The sequence below is a fragment of the Janthinobacterium sp. NFX145 genome (assembly GCF_049810325.1).
Lineage (GTDB): Bacteria > Pseudomonadota > Gammaproteobacteria > Burkholderiales > Burkholderiaceae_D > Janthinobacterium > Janthinobacterium rivuli.
The window spans coordinates 4,853,909-4,869,470 of record NZ_CP187360.1 but is presented as its reverse complement, the minus strand read 5'-3'; the positions used below and the strand labels follow the sequence as shown (position 1 = coordinate 4,869,470).

Here is a 15,562-nt window from a genome sequence, read left to right as displayed (position 1 = left end):
CCATTTTGCCAAGGACCGTATCGTGACCCATATCTACAATTTTTCCGCCGGCCCCGCCGTCCTGCCCAAGGAAGTGCTGGCGCAAGCGGCCTCTGAAATGCAGGACTGGCATGGCAGTGGCATGTCGGTGATGGAAATGAGCCACCGTGGTCCCGAATTCATCTCCATCTACCAGCAGGCAGTGGCCGACCTGCGCGAGCTGCTGGCCGTGCCCGACAACTACAAAATCCTGTTCCTGCAGGGCGGTGGCCTGGGCGAAAACGCTATCATTCCGATGAACCTGGCTGGCCTGGCGGCGCAGCAGCCGGCCACCGTCGATTTCGTGCATACGGGCTCGTGGTCGGGCAAGTCGATCCAGGAAGCGGCCAAGTATGCCAACGTCAACGTGGCCGCATCGTCCAAGGCCGCCCGTTTCACGGGCGTGCCACACGTCTCCGAATGGAAGCTGACGCCAGGCGCCGCCTACCTGCACATCTGCACCAATGAAACCATCGACGGCGTGGAATTCCAGCAGGCGCCGAACGTACCAGCAGGAACCACCATCGTGGCCGACATGTCCTCGCACATTCTGTCGCGCGTGATCGACGTGTCGCAATATGGCGTCATTTTCGGCGGCGCGCAGAAAAATATCGGCCCGGCCGGCCTGACCCTGGTCATCGTGCGCGAAGACTTGCTGGGCAAGGCGCTGCCGATCTGCCCGTCCGCTTTCGACTGGACCATCGTGGCCGAACATGAGTCGATGTACAACACGCCGCCCACCTACGGCATCTATATCGCCGGCCTGGTTTTCCAGTGGCTCAAACGCCAGGGTGGCGTTGCAGCCATGGAACAGCGTAATATTGAGAAAGCGGCGCTGCTGTACGCGGCGCTCGATGCGGACGACTTCTATCAGAACCGGGTCGACCCCGCATACCGCTCGCGCATGACCATCCCGTTCTATCTGCGCGACGAAAGTCTGAACGACGCATTCCTGGCCGGCGCCAAGCAGCGCGGCCTGCTGCAACTGAAGGGCCACAAGTCCGTCGGCGGCATGCGTGCATCGATCTATAACGCGATGCCGATCGAGGGTGTGCAAGCCTTAGTGAATTATCTGAACGAGTTTGCCGGACGCTAGAATGCCTGCCAAAAAGTCCAGGGCGTTGTTGCATTGCCTTGTCGTACATTCGTACTGCCAGCGGCAACGCGCCTAGCCCTGATCATTTTGTCCGGCATTCTCATGAATAAGCGCGCCGGCCCGCCGCCGGCGCAGGCCGCGCGGCCATGATTGAAGTACAGCTGACGAAACAAACCACCATGACCGATAAATTGAAACCGCTGCGCGAACAGATCGATGCGATCGACGCGCAAATCCTCGAACTGCTGAACCGCCGCGCGCAAATCGCCCAGCAAGTGGGCCACGTGAAGGCCGAAACCCAGGCGCCCGTGTTTCGCCCCGAGCGCGAAGCGCAGGTGCTGCGCGGCGTGGCCGAGCGCAATCCCGGCCCCATGGGCGACCGCGAAGTGCAGACCATCTTCCGCGAAATCATGTCGTCCTGCCGCTCGCTGGAAAAGCGCGTGACCGTGGCCTACCTTGGCCCGGCCGGCACCTTCAGCGAACAGGCCGTGTATCAACAGTTCGGCAGCGCCGTCGAAGGCTTGCCGTGCGCGTCCATCGACGAAGTATTCCGTTCCGCCGAGGCGGGAACGGCGGACTTTGGCGTCGTGCCGATCGAAAATTCCTCGGAAGGCGCCGTCAACCGCACCCTGGACATGATGCTGCAGACTAGCCTCATCATCAGCGGCGAAGTGGCGATCGCCGTGCACCACAGCCTGATGACGAAGAGCGGCAACATGGATGGCGTCACCGCCATCTGCGCCCATTCGCAGGCGCTGGCGCAGTGCCAGGTGTGGCTGAACCAGAATTATCCGAACGTCGCGCGCCACGCCGTCGCCTCGAACGCCGAAGCGGCCCGCATGGCTGGCGAAGATGGCACGGTGGCGGCGATTGCCAGCGAACTGGCCGGCGCGCAGTACAAGCTGGGCGTGGTCAAGGGCCATATCCAGGACGATCCGCATAACCGCACGCGCTTTGCCGTCGTGGGCACCTTGCAGACGGCGCCGTCGGGCAAGGACCAGACGTCGCTGGTGCTGGCCGTGCCGAACAAGGCGGGCGCCGTGTACCAGTTGCTGGCGCCCCTGGCCAAGCACGGCGTGTCGATGACGCGCTTCGAGTCGCGCCCGGCGCGCATGGGCAGCTGGGAGTATTATTTCTATGTCGACGTGGAAGGTCATGTGCACGACGCTGCCGTCGCCCAGGCGTTGGCCGAGCTGCAGAGCAATGCGGCGTTTTTCAAGGTGCTGGGGTCGTATCCGGTCAGTCTGTGACGCCGACGGTGGTGTCGGATTACGGCCTGCGGCCTAATCCGACCTACAATAAGCCGTAGGTTGGGTTAGCGCAGCGTAACCCAACAAAAACCACCAGCCTAATCATTCACCAACTTTTAAAGAACACCATGTCTAAAAATATCGGTCCAGAATACGTCCGCGCCATCGCCCCTTACCAGAGCGGCAAACCAATCGCGGAAGTCGCGCGCGAATTCGGTCTCGACGAGGCAGCCATCGTCAAGCTGGCGTCGAATGAAAACCCGTACGGCATGCCGGCATCGGCCAAGCAGGCGATGATCGCCGCCATCGATGACCTGGGCCGCTATCCGGACGCCAACGGCTTCGACTTGAAAGCCGTGCTGTCCAAACGTTACGACGTGCCGGCCGACTGGATCACCCTGGGCAATGGCAGCAACGACATCCTGGAAATCGCCGCGCACGCATTCGTGCAGCATGGCCAATCCGTCGTGTACTCGCAGTACTCGTTCGCCGTGTACGCGCTGGCCACGCAAGGACTGGGCGCGCGCCACCTCGTCGTGCCGGCGCAAGCCTATGGTCATGATCTGGACGCCATGGCGGCGGCGATTGCCGACGACACGCGTTTGATTTTCATCGCCAACCCGAACAACCCGACCGGCACCTTCCTGACGGCGGCGCAGCTGGAAGCCTTCCTCAAGAAAGTACCGGCGCATGTCGTCGTCGTGCTGGACGAGGCCTACAACGAATTCCTGTCGGCCGATGACCAGTACGAGTCGACGGCGTGGGTGCGCCAGTATCCGAACCTGGTGGTCTCGCGCACCCTGTCGAAAGCGTACGGCCTGGCCGGCCTGCGCATCGGCTTCGCCATCGCCCAGCCCGTGCTGACGGACCTGATGAATCGCATCCGCCAGCCGTTCAACGTCAACTCGCTGGCGCAGGCGGCCGCGATTGCGGCCCTGAACGACAAGGATTTCCTTGAGCAAAGCGCGCGCAACAACGCGGCCGGCTACCAGCAGTTCACGGAAGCGTTTGCGCAACTGGGCCTGGAATACGTGCCATCGCACGGCAATTTCGTGCTGGTCAAAGTGGGCGACGATGAAGGCGCCGGCGCGCGTGTGAACCTGGCGTTGCTGAAACAAGGCGTGATCGTGCGTCCCGTGGGCAGCTACGGCTTGCCGCAATGGCTGCGCATTTCCATCGGCCTGCCGCAGGAAAACGCCATCTTCATCGCCGCGCTGACGAAAGCGCTGGCCTGACGCTATGACGACGCCTGCACTGAACAAGGTAGTGATCTTTGGCGTGGGCCTGATCGGGGGCTCGTTCGCGCGCGCCCTGAAACACGCGGGCGCGGTGACCAAGGTTGTCGGCATGGGCCGCTCGTCGGCCTCGATGGCGCGCGCCTTGGAGCTGGGCATCATCGATGAAATCGGCGGCGACATGGCGCAAGCCTTGCATGGCGCCGACCTGGTGCTGCTGGCCGCGCCTGTGGCTCAAACGGGTGCCATCCTGGCGTCCATCGCGCCGCATCTGCAGCCCGGCACCATCGTCACCGATGCGGGCAGCACGAAAAGCGACGTGGTGGCGGCCGCGCGCGCGGCGCTCGGTGGCAAGGTGGCGCAATTCGTGCCCGGCCACCCGATCGCGGGGCGCGAGACGAATGGCCCCGACGCGGCCATCATCGACCTGTATCAGGGCAAGAAAGTGGTGCTCACGCCGCTGGCGGAAAACGCCGCGGACGACGTGGAGCGGGTGGCGGCCGCCTGGCGCGCTTGCGGCGCCATCCTGCACACCTTGAGCCCCGAAGAACATGACAAGGTGTTTGCCGCCGTCAGCCATCTGCCGCATCTGCTGGCCTTTGCGCTGGTCGACGACATCGCCAACAAACCGCACGCGGGCCTGCTGTTCCAGTACGCGGCCAGCGGCTTTCGCGACTTTACGCGCATCGCCGGCTCATCGCCGGAAATGTGGCGCGACATCAGCCTGGCCAACCAGCCGGCGCTGCTGCACGAACTGGACGCCTACCTGGCGCAGTTGACGACCTTGCGCGCCCACCTGGCCGCGAACGACGGCGCCGCCATCGAGGGCGTGTATGCGAATGCCCAGCACGCGCGGCAGCAATGGATCGAGGCGATTGAAACGGCGGAAGTACCGGCCGCGCCCACACGATAAATACTCAAGGATTCCAGCATGACCCAGACCAAGCACTACCCCCACCATATCGATCTGAAGCCGGTGATGCACGCCCAGGGCACGGTGCGCCTGCCCGGCTCGAAAAGCATTTCCAACCGCGTGCTGCTGCTGGCCGCGCTGGCCAAGGGCACGACGAAGATCATCGACTTGCTCGCCTCGGACGACACCTTCGTCATGCTGACGGCCTTGACGTCGCTGGGCGTCAAATGGACGCAGGATGAGCTGACGGGCGACCCGGCCACGGCCCACCAGGTGCACCACGTGGAAGGCTGCGGCGGCGTGTTCCCGCACCACGAGGCGGACCTGTTCATGGGTAATGCCGGCACGGCGATCCGCCCCCTGACGGCGGCCCTGGCCGTGATCGGCGGCGACTATACCCTGCATGGCGTGTCGCGCATGCACGAGCGTCCCATCGGCGACCTGGTCGACGCGCTGAACGCCGTCGGCACGCAGATCGAATACACGGGCGAGCAGGGCTTCCCGCCGCTGCGCATCCGCCGCGGCCACATCCACGCGCAGCGCATCGCCGTGCGCGGCAACGTGTCGAGCCAGTTCCTGACGGCCTTGCTGATGGTGGCGCCGCTGATGGCGCGCGACCATGCGGTCACCATAGCCGTGACGGGCGAGCTGATTTCGAAGCCATATATCGAGATCACCCTGAACCTGATGCGCCGCTTTGGCGTGACGGTCGAACATGACGGCTGGCAGTCGTTCACCGTGCAGCCGGGCCAGCAATACCAAAGCCCGGGCACGATCCACGTCGAAGGCGATGCGTCGTCTGCTTCGTATTTCCTGGCGGCCGGCGCCATCGGCGGCGGTCCCGTGCGCGTGGAAGGCGTGGGGCGCGACAGCATCCAGGGCGACGTGCGTTTCGTCGAAGCCTTGCAGCAGATGGGCGCGACCATCACCATGGGCGAGAGCTGGATCGAAGCCCGTTCGAATGGTGTATTGAAAGCCGTCGACATGGATTTCAACCATATTCCCGACGCGGCCATGACGATCGCCGTGGCCGCCCTGTACGCGGACGGCACGTCGACCTTGCGCAATATCGCCAGCTGGCGGGTGAAGGAAACGGACCGCCTGGCCGCCATGGCCACGGAGTTGCGCAAGCTCGGTGCGGAAGTGGAAGAGGGCGCGGACTACCTGCGCGTGACGCCGCCGGCCGAAATTGCCGCCGCCACCATCGACACATATGACGACCACCGCATGGCCATGTGCTTCTCGCTCGCCTCGCTCGATGGCGCCGCGCGCCGCGGCAACGAGATGCGCATCAACGACCCGAAATGCGTGGCCAAGACCTTCCCCGAGTATTTCGCCGCATTCGCGGGGATTGCCAAAGACACCCTGATTTAATTGATTGCCTAATACTATGCCGACCTCCAACATCCCAGTCATCGCCATCGACGGCCCCACCGCTTCCGGCAAAGGCACGGTGGCGCACCGCGTGGCCGACAAGCTGGGCTTTCATTACCTCGATTCGGGCGCGCTGTACCGCCTGACGGCCTTGAGCGCGCTGCGCCGCGGCACGGACTTGCGCGATGAGCACGCGCTGGCCAAGCTGGCCGAACACCTGCCTTGCCATTTTGCCGGCGGCGAGATCCTGCTGGCGCATGAAAACGTCAGCGAGCAGATCCGTGCCGAAGAAGTGGGCAATACGGCGTCGAAGATTGCCGTATTGCCAACGGTGCGCCATGCGCTTGTGGGGTTGCAGCTGGGCTTTCGCAAGACGCCAGGCCTCGTGGCCGACGGGCGCGACATGGGCACGGTGATCTTCCCGCATGCCCCATTGAAGGTGTTCCTGACGGCCAGCGTCGAGGCGCGCGCGCAACGGCGCTACAAGCAATTGATAGACAAGGGTTTTTCTGCTAATATGGAAGACCTTCTGATGGATTTGCAGGCGCGGGACGAACGTGATACTCACCGTGCGATTGCGCCGCTGGTCCCCGCGGAAGGGGCGCATGTCCTGGATACGTCGGAAATGACGGCTGATGAGGCCGTCGAAACCGTGTTGAAATGGTATGCCGCTGCAGCAAAATAGCGTGTTGTTGTGCTATGTGGTGCCCGTTGACGGCTCCTGGCCTGTCCGGGTGTGTCAAAAACCTAACCCAGTTTAAGTCGCATCGTGCGATCTCTGCTGGATAACCTGTGTGAACCCTATGTCTACTGTTACAACTAACGAATCTACCGGTATGGAAAGTTTTGCTGCGCTCTTCGAGGAATCGTTGTCGCGTCAAGATATGCGCTCCGGCGAAGTTATTTCCGCTGAAGTCGTGCGCCTCGACCACAATTTCGTGATCGTGAACGCCGGCCTCAAATCCGAAGCATTCATCCCTGTCGAAGAATTCAAGAACGACCACGGCGAACTGGAAGTCAAAGTTGGTGACTTCGTTTCCGTGGCGATCGAATCGCTGGAAAACGGTTTCGGCGATACCATCCTGTCGCGCGATAAAGCCAAGCGTCTGGCTTCGTGGCTGGCTCTGGAAAAAGCGATGGAATCGGGCGAAATCGTCGTCGGTACCGTCAATGGTAAAGTCAAAGGCGGTCTGACCGTGTTGACCAACGGCATCCGCGCGTTCCTGCCGGGTTCGCTGGTTGATACCCGTCCTGTCAAAGACACGACCCCATTCGAAGGCAAAACCCTCGAATTCAAAGTGATCAAGCTGGATCGCAAGCGTAACAACGTGGTTCTGTCCCGCCGCGCCGTCATCGAAGCTTCGATGGGCGAAGAGCGTCAGAAACTGATGGAAACGCTGAAAGAAGGCACGGTCGTGACCGGCGTCGTCAAAAATATCACCGACTACGGCGCGTTCGTGGATCTGGGCGGTATCGATGGCCTGCTGCACATCACCGACCTGGCATGGCGCCGTGTACGTCACCCGTCGGAAGTACTGACGGTTGGCCAGGAAATCACCGCCAAAGTCCTGAAATACGATCAAGAGAAAAACCGTGTTTCGCTGGGCGTGAAACAACTGGGCGACGATCCTTGGACCGGTCTGTCCCGTCGTTACCCACAAAGCACCCGTCTGTTCGGTAAAGTAACGAACCTGACCGACTACGGCGCATTCGTTGAAGTGGAACAGGGTATCGAAGGTCTGGTACACGTTTCCGAAATGGACTGGACGAACAAAAACGTTGCTCCTAACAAAGTTGTCCAACTGGGCGACGAAGTAGAAGTGATGGTTCTGGAAATCGACGAAGAGCGTCGTCGTATTTCGCTGGGCATGAAACAGTGCAAAGCCAATCCATGGGACGACTTCGGTGTTACCCATAAGAAAGGTGACAAAGTCCGCGGCGCGATCAAATCGATCACCGACTTCGGCGTGTTCATCGGCCTGGCCGGCAACATCGACGGTCTGGTGCACCTGTCCGACCTGTCCTGGACCGAAACCGGCGAAGAAGCTGTGCGTCGCTTCAAGAAAGGTGACGAACTGGAAGCCATCGTTCTGGCCATCGACGTTGAGCGCGAGCGCGTTTCCCTGGGCGTCAAGCAACTGGAAGGTGACCCATTCAACAACTTCGCAGCCATGAACGACAAAGGCTCGCTGGTAACCGGTACCGTTAAATCGGTTGAGCCTAAAGGCGCCGTGATCCAACTGTCCGAAGAAGTTGAAGGCTACCTGCGCGCTTCCGAAATCTCGCGCGACCGCGTTGAAGATGCTGGTACGCACCTGAAAGTCGGCGACACCGTCGAAGCTATGGTGTTGAACATCGACCGCAAAGCCCGTGGTATCCAACTGTCGATCAAAGCGAAAGACAACGTTGAAACCCAGGAAGCCATGCAGAAGATGGCAGCTACCGACAACAACGCAGCTTCGGGCACCACCAGCCTGGGCGCCTTGTTGAAAGCTAAGTTCGATAACAAGAACTAAGACTGCGGATACGGCAGATGACAAAGTCCGAGCTGATCAACCGCCTCGCTGAGCGTTATTCTCAGCTGGTGGCGAAAGATGCGGAGTATGCCGTCAAGACCATTCTCGATGCGATGACCAACGCCCTGGCGACCGGTCAGCGTATCGAGATCCGCGGTTTTGGCAGTTTTGCCCTGAACAGCAGGCCCCCGCGCATCGGCCGCAACCCGAAATCCGGCGACAAGGTGATGGTTCCTGAAAAACGGGTGCCCCACTTCAAACCGGGCAAACAGTTGCGCGAGCGCGTGGACGCGATGGTCGGGCAACCGATTATCGAGGATTAATCGTCTGCTGGAAGGCGACATAAAGAGCGGCGTCCTTGGATGCCGCTTTTTTTTGTTAATATGCTGAGAATACCTGACATAAGCTACTGCGCGTCGCGCTTTGCGGCCTGCGATGCTCACCGTACTCAAGTACGGTTGCGCTTCTTGGCCACAAATCACTGACGCTCGCTACGCTTCTGTCAGGCATTCCAAGGTTGTGCCATACGGGCATTTTTTGTACTTTCTGGACGTATCGATGAAAATCATCTCCACCATCGTTGGCTGTGTTCTTTTCGTCCTGTTCTTCAGTTTTGCGCTGAAGAATGCGCAGGTTGTTGACCTGCATGTTTTCCTCAATTATGAAATTCGCGGCCCCCTGGTCCTGATGCTGCTGGGCTTTTTTGTCGCTGGCGCGAGCCTGGGCGTATTGGCCCTGACGCCGACCGTGTTCCGTCACCGCCGCGAAGCGAGCAAGCAAAAAACCACCATTGCCGCGCTGCAGACCGTTGGCGTGGCCAGCAATGTCCAGCCGCAACCGGACAGCGTGAGCGCGCAGTAAGCGCCGCCGTCGCTCCTATCTCTCTTACTCGAATAAAAACAATCGCATGGATTTTGAACTCTGGTGGCTCTTGGGTATCCCGATGTTTTTCGCGCTGGGCTGGATTGCCGCGCGTGTGGACATTCATCAACTGGTGTCCGAATCGCGCAGCCTGCCGCGCAATTATTTCAAGGGCTTGAACTTCCTGCTCAATGAGCAGCATGACAAGGCCATCGACGCCTTCATCGAAGTCGTCAAGCTGGACCCGGAATCGGCCGATATGCACTTTGCGCTGGGTAACCTGTTCCGCCGCCGCGGCGAGACGGAGCGCGCCATCCGCGTGCACCAGAACTTGCTGGCGCGCCCGGACCTGCCGCTGGAACAGCAGGGCCACGCCGCCTACGAGCTGGGCATGGATTACCTGAAGGCGGGTCTGCTGGACCGCGCCGAAGAAACTTTCAATAGCCTGATCGACACGCAATATGCGGCCCAGGCGCGCCGCGCGCTGCTGGAAATCTACCAGCGCGAAAAGGAATGGCCACGCGCCATCGAAGCGGCCGTGGGCTTGCAGGAATCGGGCGCCGGCGCGCGCCAGAAGGAAATCGCCCAGTTCTATTGCGAACTGGCGCATGACGCCCTCGTGCACATGAAACCGGACGAGGCCATGCCGCTGCTGGAAAAAGCCTTGCAGACGGACCGCAAGAGCGTGCGCGCCACCATCCTGACGGGCGACGTGCTGCTGGCGCGCGGCGACGTGGAAGGCGCGCTGACCACCTGGCGCCGCGTGGAGCAGCAAAGCGTGCCGCACGTGGCCCTGGTGGCGCAGCGCCTGATGGATGGCTACACCAAGCTGGGCCGTCCACAGGAAGGCGTCAACCTGCTGCGCTCCTACCTGGAAGAGGCGTCGTCGATCGACCTGATCGAAGTCGTCTTCAAGGCCGTCATCGAACTCGATGGCGTAGAAGCGGCGAAGCAGCTGGTCAGCGCCGAGCTGCGCCGCACGCCGACCCTGCTGGGCCTCGATAAACTGCTGGAAGCGCGCATGATGGATGCGCCGGCCGCGATCTGGTCCGAGCTGTCGATGGTGAAAAACCTCGTGCACGGCTACACGCAAAAGCTGGCCCGCTACCAGTGCAGCCACTGCGGCTTCAAGGCGCGCCAGTTCTACTGGCACTGCCCTGGCTGCAATAAGTGGGAGACTTACCCACCACGCCGCACAGAAGAACTCAATGTCATGAACTGATTCGTACACGTCACCTTGTCCTGAGCAATGTGGCGTGTACTTCTATGTAAGACCTGCTTTTTATCCATACGGTACATCCATGAAAATCACTATTATCGGCACCGGCTATGTTGGCCTCGTGACCGGCGCCTGCCTGGCGGAGCTGGGCAACGACGTCTTTTGCCTCGACCTGGACGCACAGAAGGTCGCCTTGCTCAACAGCGGCGGCATCCCCATCCATGAACCTGGCCTGGAAGAAGTCGTGGCGCGCAACCGCGCCGCCGGCCGCATGACCTTTTCCACCGACGTCGAGGCGGCCGCCGCACACGGCGTAATGCAATTCATCGCCGTCGGCACGCCGCCCGATGAAGACGGCTCGGCCGACCTGCAATACGTGCTGGCCGCCGCGCGCGGCATCGGCAAGTACATGACGGAATTCAAGGTCATCGTCGACAAGTCGACCGTGCCCGTCGGCACGGCGGAAAAAGTGCGCGCCGCCATCCAGGGCGAACTCGACGCGCGCGGCGTGGCCGCCACGTTCTCGGTCGCCTCGAACCCGGAATTTCTCAAGGAAGGCGCGGCCGTCGAAGACTTCATGCGTCCGGACCGCATCGTCATCGGCGTCGACGCCACGCCGGACGGAGAGAGCGCGCGCGAATTGCTGAAAAGCCTGTACGCGCCATTCAACCGCAACCATGAACGCACCTACTGGATGGACGTGCGCTCGGCCGAATTCACGAAGTATGCGGCCAACGCCATGCTGGCCACGCGCATCTCGTTCATGAATGAACTGGCGAACCTGGCCGACAAGGTGGGCGTCGACATCGAGGCAGTGCGCCACGGCATCGGCTCCGACCCGCGCATCGGCCACAGCTTCCTGTACGCGGGTTGCGGCTATGGCGGTTCCTGCTTCCCGAAAGATGTGCAGGCGCTCGAGCGCACGGCGCGCGGGCACGGCCAGGAATTGCTGATCCTGCGCGCCGTCGAAGCCGTCAACGACCAGCAGAAGCAGGTGCTGGGACGCAAAGTGGTCACTCGCTTCGGCGAAGATCTGACGGGCCGGCATTTCGCCGTGTGGGGCCTGGCCTTCAAACCGAATACGGACGACATGCGCGAAGCGTCGGCCCGCGTGCTGCTGGCCGACTTGCTGGGACGCGGCGCCACCGTGGCCGTGTACGATCCCGTCGCCATGGCCGAGGCGCGCCGCGTGCTGCAGCTGGACTTGACGCCGCAGCAATTGGCCAAGGTGCGCTTTGCCGACAGTTCGAAAGATGCGCTGCAGGACGCCGATGCGCTGGTCATCGTGACCGAATGGAAAGCTTTCCGCAGCCCCGACTTCGAGCAGGTCAAGGCGCGCCTGAAGCAGGCCGTGATCTTTGACGGGCGCAACCTGTTCGAGCCGGCCGTCATGGCCGAGAATGGCATCGAATACCACGGGATCGGTCGCTCGATCCTGACGCGCGCATGAGCGCCCAAGAGGTGGTCGCCTTGACGGCGCCGGCCGCATTGGCCCAGGTACGCCTGCTGGTGGTGGGCGATGTGATGCTGGACCGCTACTGGTTTGGCGACGTCAGCCGTATTTCGCCGGAAGCGCCGGTGCCCATCGTGCGCATCGAAAAGCGCGAAGAGCGCCTCGGCGGCGCGGCCAACGTGGCGCGCAACGCGGCCGCGCTGGGCGCGAAGACGAGCTTGCTGGGCGTGGTCGGCGACGACGAGGCCGGCAGCCAGGTCGAGCGCCTGCTCGAAGGCGGCGGCATCCACAGCTATCTGCAGCGCGATGCGGCCATTTCCACCATCATCAAGCTGCGCGTGATCGGCCGCCAGCAGCAGATGCTGCGCATCGACTTCGAGGATGCGCCCAGCGATACGGTGTTGCGCGACAAGCTGGCGCAATTCAATGCCCTCTTGCCGCACTATGATGTGGTGGTCCTGTCCGATTACGCCAAAGGCAGTCTGGTGAACGTGGCCGAGATGATCAAGGCGGCCCGGGCTGCCGGCAAGATCGTCATGGTCGACCCGAAAGGCGATGATTTCAGTCGCTATGCCGGAGCGTCAGTGCTCACTCCGAATAAATCGGAACTGCGCCGCGTGATCGGCAACTGGAATACGGAAGAGCAACTCACGGAACGCGCGCAACAGATGCGCGCGCAACTGGGCCTGGACGCCTTGCTGCTGACGCGCTCGGAAGAAGGCATGAGCTTGTACACGGCCGATGAAGTGCTGCACATGCCGACCGATGCGCGCGAAGTGTTCGACGTCTCGGGCGCCGGCGACACGGTGATCGCCACCATGGCGGCCATGCTGGGCGCCGGCATGGCCCTGGGTGAGGCCGTGCGCACGGCGAATCGCGCCGGCGGCATCGTCGTCGGCAAGCTGGGCACGGCCACCGTCACCCGGGAAGAGCTGTTCCCGCAGTAACTATGCCGCTGTATGCCGCATCTCGCCTGCGCCGGTCCGTTTGATCTGGCGCAGGTTCTCCTGCCATTCCGCTGTCCCGTCTTGTCAACCGTATCACGCCCCAGCCGTTAAGCCGTTAAGGCGCTGTTCCTCCTTTGCGTTCGAGTCATCTTGAAACCACCTTACGGAGAGATATCCATGTTCAAAAAAATACTGCTGGCCATCGCCACCCTGATCGCGACGATGGGCTTTGCCTTTGCCCAGGTCGATGTCAACAAGGCGGACCAGGCGGCACTCGATAGCGTCAAGGGCATCGGCCCCGTCACGTCGAAAGCCATCATCGATGAACGCGCCAAGGGCGGCGCCTTCAAGGATTGGGCCGATTTTGAAACCCGCGTGAAGGGCATCGGCCCGAAAAGTTCGTTGAAGCTGTCGGAAGCGGGCTTGCAAGTGAATGGCCAGGCCAAGTCCGGCGCGCCAGCGGCGCCTGCTCCGGCGGCGAAAGCTGCCCCGGCAAAAAAGGAAACTGCTGTGAAGGAAGTTGCAGCGAAAGAAGCCGCACCGAAGCCAGCTGCTGCGACCGACACCGCTGCGGCGCCAGCCAAGACAGCCGCTGAAACGAAGAAGGAAGCTGCTGCTGCCAAGAAAGAAGCCAAGGCCGCCGCTGCCGCCGCCAAGAAAGAAGCCGCCGCCGCCAAGGTCGTCCCTGCCGCCGCTACCGCGCCAGCCGCCGCCGATGCCGCCCCCGTGAAAACGGCGGCCGAAACGAAGAAGGAAGCGGCTGCTGCGAAGAAAGCGGCAACGGCCGCCAAGAAAGAAGCCAAGGCTGCGGAAGCGGCGGCGAAGAAGGAAGCCAAACTGGCTGCTGCCGACGCGAAGAAGGCCGAAGCCGAGAAAAAGTAAGCGTGTTGCTGTAGTTTGCTGTAAGGCGTGTTGCGTGGTGGTGCCGCGCAGCACGAGAAGAAAACCCCGCGTGGTACCGGCCGCGCGGGTTTTTTTTATTCTGTGGCCTCGACTTCCGGCTTGCCAGTGCGCCGGAATGGCGCAGCCAGTTGCCCGCCCAGCGTCGTTGGCATGGGCGTCTCGATGCCGCAGGCGGCGGGCCACGTACGCGGCAAGTGATATGTGCCGAACAGCCGGTCCAGCACGGGTAAAGTCGAGGCGTAGTTGCGGTTGATGTGCTCGACCTTGCTGTGGTGCCAGTGGTGGAAGGCGGGCGTCGCCACCAGCCATTCCAGCGGGCCGAAGCGCCAGCGCAGGTTGGCGTGGATAAAGAAGCCCCAGACGGTGCCGACCAGCAGCAAGAGCACAGGTGCGGCGCTGCCCGCCGCGCCGGGGCCGGCCAGGCCCAGCAGATACAGCGGTGTCAGGCCGAACAGGCGCGTGACAACCATGTCGACGGGATGGGTGCGCGTATTGGCGAGGAAATACAGCTGTTCCGTGCTGTGGTGCACGGCATGGTAGCGCCACAGCCATGGCATTTCATGGCTGAGTCTATGTCCCCAGTAAGTGCCGACTTCGCCGATCAGCAAGCCCAGCAGGAGCTTGCCCCACAGGGGCAGGGCGGACAAGGTGGCGGGAATGGCGTCCGGCAGCCAGCGCTGGCCAGCGACGGCGACGAGGGCCAGCGGCGCGGCCAGCAAGACGGCCGGCAGCAGGCTGCTGATGAAATAAAAGCCCAGGTCGCTGAACAGTTCCGTGCGGGAACGCCCTGTGTGGCGCTCGCCAAAGAAGCGTTCGAGCGGCACGAAGATCACGGCCAGCAGCACCAGCCACAGGCCCAGGCGCAGCACATCGATGGCGATGCCGGGCAGGTGGGTTTGCAAGGTGTGCAGCAGGCTCATTTTATGCCATCAAGCAATGGCCAATTGTTGGTGTCTCAGGCCGCAATGGCCGTCTTGCGGCGGCGCGCTAGGAAACCGAGCAGCCCCAGGCCGCCGATCAGCATGCCCCAGGTCGATGGTTCCGGCACGGCCGACACCAGCGACACGCCGTCGAGCAGCATGAACGGTGGCGCGCCCGTTGGGCTGCCCTTGGCCATGAACGACAGCAATTCGCTGCTGTCCGTGGCAGTGAAGGTCATGCTGGCCTGGTGCCAGCCCGTGAAGCCCTGGCTGACGTTGGCCAGCGATGCCGTCTGCTGCTTGCTGTTGCCCAGCGCAACGTCCCAGTAATTGACGGGATTATCGCCGCGGAAACCCACTTGCTGGCCAGCGCCATACGAAAAGCTCAGGGTGTAGGCTTGGCCGGGGACGAGGCCGCTCACCTGCTGCGTGACGGGGCCGGGAAAGTAATCCCAGTCCGCCGCCAGCACATTGCCGCCCGTAGGACTGACGCCCAGGCCGTTTTGCGGGCCGCGGCCGCTGTAGGAATTCGGGCCCCACAAGGCCAGCGCCGTCGCGGCGTTGGTGTCGTCGATGTTATTGCCGTTCAAGACGAAGTTGTAGCCCTTGCTGGACCAGTCGCTCAGGTAGGTGCGGTCCGCGCGGGCGTACGTGCCTTCGTTCAGTTGTTTCGAGGTGCCGTTGCTGGTCAGTTCGAAATCGCCATTCTTGACCAGGTTGGTCGTGGCGGCCTGGGCGGCAGTGACGCACAGGGAAGCGGCGGCCAGGGCCAGCAAAGTAGATGTGTTACGCATGATAAAGCTCCAAAAGTGACAGGGTAGTGTTGCAGTCTGTCGGCGAGCTTTTGGCCAACGTTG

The 15,562-nt window shown here is 62.2% G+C and carries 15 protein-coding genes; 13 read left to right on the top strand and 2 right to left on the bottom strand.

The window, feature by feature from the left end; translation table 11 throughout:
- Nucleotides 1–22 precede the first annotated feature (22 nt).
- From serC to ACPJXG_RS21675, 13 genes are all read left to right on the top strand, one after another.
- A complete protein-coding gene (serC, locus tag ACPJXG_RS21735) occupies nucleotides 23–1,114 on the top strand; it encodes a 3-phosphoserine/phosphohydroxythreonine transaminase (protein WP_425252311.1) in 1,092 nt (363 codons plus the stop codon).
- A gap of 179 nt (nucleotides 1,115–1,293) precedes the next feature.
- Nucleotides 1,294–2,364, top strand: coding sequence for a prephenate dehydratase (pheA, locus tag ACPJXG_RS21730; RefSeq protein WP_425254778.1), 1,071 nt, complete (start codon nucleotides 1,294–1,296; stop codon nucleotides 2,362–2,364).
- A gap of 128 nt (nucleotides 2,365–2,492) precedes the next feature.
- Nucleotides 2,493–3,599: a histidinol-phosphate transaminase gene (gene hisC, locus ACPJXG_RS21725; protein WP_425252310.1), complete on the top strand. Its 1,107-nt coding sequence runs from the start codon at nucleotides 2,493–2,495 to the stop codon at nucleotides 3,597–3,599.
- A gap of 4 nt (nucleotides 3,600–3,603) precedes the next feature.
- Nucleotides 3,604–4,512 carry a prephenate dehydrogenase gene (locus tag ACPJXG_RS21720; RefSeq protein WP_425252309.1) on the top strand — a complete coding sequence of 303 codons (909 nt, stop codon included), beginning with the start codon at nucleotides 3,604–3,606 and terminating at the stop codon, nucleotides 4,510–4,512.
- An 18-nt stretch (nucleotides 4,513–4,530) separates the two neighbouring features.
- Nucleotides 4,531–5,886, top strand: a complete 1,356-nt coding sequence (aroA, locus tag ACPJXG_RS21715) for a 3-phosphoshikimate 1-carboxyvinyltransferase (protein ID WP_425252308.1) — start codon at nucleotides 4,531–4,533, stop codon at nucleotides 5,884–5,886.
- Nucleotides 5,887–5,902: 16 nt separating this feature from the next.
- Nucleotides 5,903–6,571 (top strand): (d)CMP kinase, encoded by a 669-nt coding sequence (gene cmk / locus ACPJXG_RS21710; protein WP_425252307.1) that lies wholly within the window; start codon nucleotides 5,903–5,905, stop codon nucleotides 6,569–6,571.
- Between the two features lie 118 nt (nucleotides 6,572–6,689).
- Nucleotides 6,690–8,402, top strand: a complete 1,713-nt coding sequence (rpsA, locus tag ACPJXG_RS21705; RefSeq protein WP_071650172.1) for a 30S ribosomal protein S1 — start codon at nucleotides 6,690–6,692, stop codon at nucleotides 8,400–8,402.
- Nucleotides 8,403–8,419: 17 nt separating this feature from the next.
- On the top strand, nucleotides 8,420–8,725 hold the full coding sequence (locus tag ACPJXG_RS21700) for an integration host factor subunit beta (protein WP_008446215.1): 306 nt from the start codon (nucleotides 8,420–8,422) through the stop codon (nucleotides 8,723–8,725).
- 235 nt (nucleotides 8,726–8,960) lie between these two features.
- Nucleotides 8,961–9,263, top strand: coding sequence for a LapA family protein (locus ACPJXG_RS21695; RefSeq protein WP_077400759.1), 303 nt, complete (start codon nucleotides 8,961–8,963; stop codon nucleotides 9,261–9,263).
- Between the two features lie 46 nt (nucleotides 9,264–9,309).
- A complete protein-coding gene (lapB, locus tag ACPJXG_RS21690) occupies nucleotides 9,310–10,485 on the top strand; it encodes a lipopolysaccharide assembly protein LapB (RefSeq protein WP_035825667.1) in 1,176 nt (391 codons plus the stop codon).
- Between the two features lie 79 nt (nucleotides 10,486–10,564).
- Nucleotides 10,565–11,932 carry a UDP-glucose dehydrogenase family protein gene (locus tag ACPJXG_RS21685; protein WP_425252306.1) on the top strand — a complete coding sequence of 456 codons (1,368 nt, stop codon included), beginning with the start codon at nucleotides 10,565–10,567 and terminating at the stop codon, nucleotides 11,930–11,932.
- A complete protein-coding gene (gene rfaE1 / locus ACPJXG_RS21680) occupies nucleotides 11,929–12,882 on the top strand; it encodes a D-glycero-beta-D-manno-heptose-7-phosphate kinase (RefSeq protein WP_425252305.1) in 954 nt (317 codons plus the stop codon). Before ACPJXG_RS21685 ends, rfaE1 begins: the two co-directional genes overlap by 4 nt.
- Before the next feature lie 177 nt (nucleotides 12,883–13,059).
- Nucleotides 13,060–13,764: a ComEA family DNA-binding protein gene (locus tag ACPJXG_RS21675; RefSeq protein ID WP_099400961.1), complete on the top strand. Its 705-nt coding sequence runs from the start codon at nucleotides 13,060–13,062 to the stop codon at nucleotides 13,762–13,764.
- Between the two features lie 95 nt (nucleotides 13,765–13,859).
- Here ACPJXG_RS21675 and ACPJXG_RS21670 read toward each other — a convergent pair whose 3' ends face one another.
- Together ACPJXG_RS21670 and ACPJXG_RS21665 are read right to left on the bottom strand one after the other, a co-directional pair.
- Nucleotides 13,860–14,705 carry a sterol desaturase family protein gene (locus ACPJXG_RS21670; protein ID WP_425252304.1) on the bottom strand — a complete coding sequence of 282 codons (846 nt, stop codon included), beginning with the start codon at nucleotides 14,703–14,705 and terminating at the stop codon, nucleotides 13,860–13,862.
- Between the two features lie 35 nt (nucleotides 14,706–14,740).
- On the bottom strand, nucleotides 14,741–15,499 hold the full coding sequence (locus tag ACPJXG_RS21665; protein WP_425252303.1) for a PEPxxWA-CTERM sorting domain-containing protein: 759 nt from the start codon (nucleotides 15,497–15,499) through the stop codon (nucleotides 14,741–14,743).
- Nucleotides 15,500–15,562: the final 63 nt, after the last annotated feature.

What these genes read in the sequence shown, in the direction of transcription:
- pheA (WP_425254778.1), top strand. Translation starts at nt 1,294, where the DNA reads ATGACCGATAAATTGAAACCGCTGCGCGAACAGATCGATGCGATCGAC.
- hisC (WP_425252310.1), top strand. Translation starts at nt 2,493, where the DNA reads ATGTCTAAAAATATCGGTCCAGAATACGTCCGCGCCATCGCCCCTTAC.
- ACPJXG_RS21720 (WP_425252309.1), top strand. Translation starts at nt 3,604, where the DNA reads ATGACGACGCCTGCACTGAACAAGGTAGTGATCTTTGGCGTGGGCCTG.
- aroA (WP_425252308.1), top strand. Translation starts at nt 4,531, where the DNA reads ATGACCCAGACCAAGCACTACCCCCACCATATCGATCTGAAGCCGGTG.
- cmk (WP_425252307.1), top strand. Translation starts at nt 5,903, where the DNA reads ATGCCGACCTCCAACATCCCAGTCATCGCCATCGACGGCCCCACCGCT.
- rpsA (WP_071650172.1), top strand. Translation starts at nt 6,690, where the DNA reads ATGTCTACTGTTACAACTAACGAATCTACCGGTATGGAAAGTTTTGCT.
- ACPJXG_RS21700 (WP_008446215.1), top strand. Translation starts at nt 8,420, where the DNA reads ATGACAAAGTCCGAGCTGATCAACCGCCTCGCTGAGCGTTATTCTCAG.
- ACPJXG_RS21695 (WP_077400759.1), top strand. Translation starts at nt 8,961, where the DNA reads ATGAAAATCATCTCCACCATCGTTGGCTGTGTTCTTTTCGTCCTGTTC.
- lapB (WP_035825667.1), top strand. Translation starts at nt 9,310, where the DNA reads ATGGATTTTGAACTCTGGTGGCTCTTGGGTATCCCGATGTTTTTCGCG.
- ACPJXG_RS21685 (WP_425252306.1), top strand. Translation starts at nt 10,565, where the DNA reads ATGAAAATCACTATTATCGGCACCGGCTATGTTGGCCTCGTGACCGGC.
- rfaE1 (WP_425252305.1), top strand. Translation starts at nt 11,929, where the DNA reads ATGAGCGCCCAAGAGGTGGTCGCCTTGACGGCGCCGGCCGCATTGGCC.
- ACPJXG_RS21675 (WP_099400961.1), top strand. Translation starts at nt 13,060, where the DNA reads ATGTTCAAAAAAATACTGCTGGCCATCGCCACCCTGATCGCGACGATG.
- ACPJXG_RS21670 (WP_425252304.1), bottom strand. Translation starts at nt 14,705, where the DNA reads ATGAGCCTGCTGCACACCTTGCAAACCCACCTGCCCGGCATCGCCATC.
- ACPJXG_RS21665 (WP_425252303.1), bottom strand. Translation starts at nt 15,499, where the DNA reads ATGCGTAACACATCTACTTTGCTGGCCCTGGCCGCCGCTTCCCTGTGC.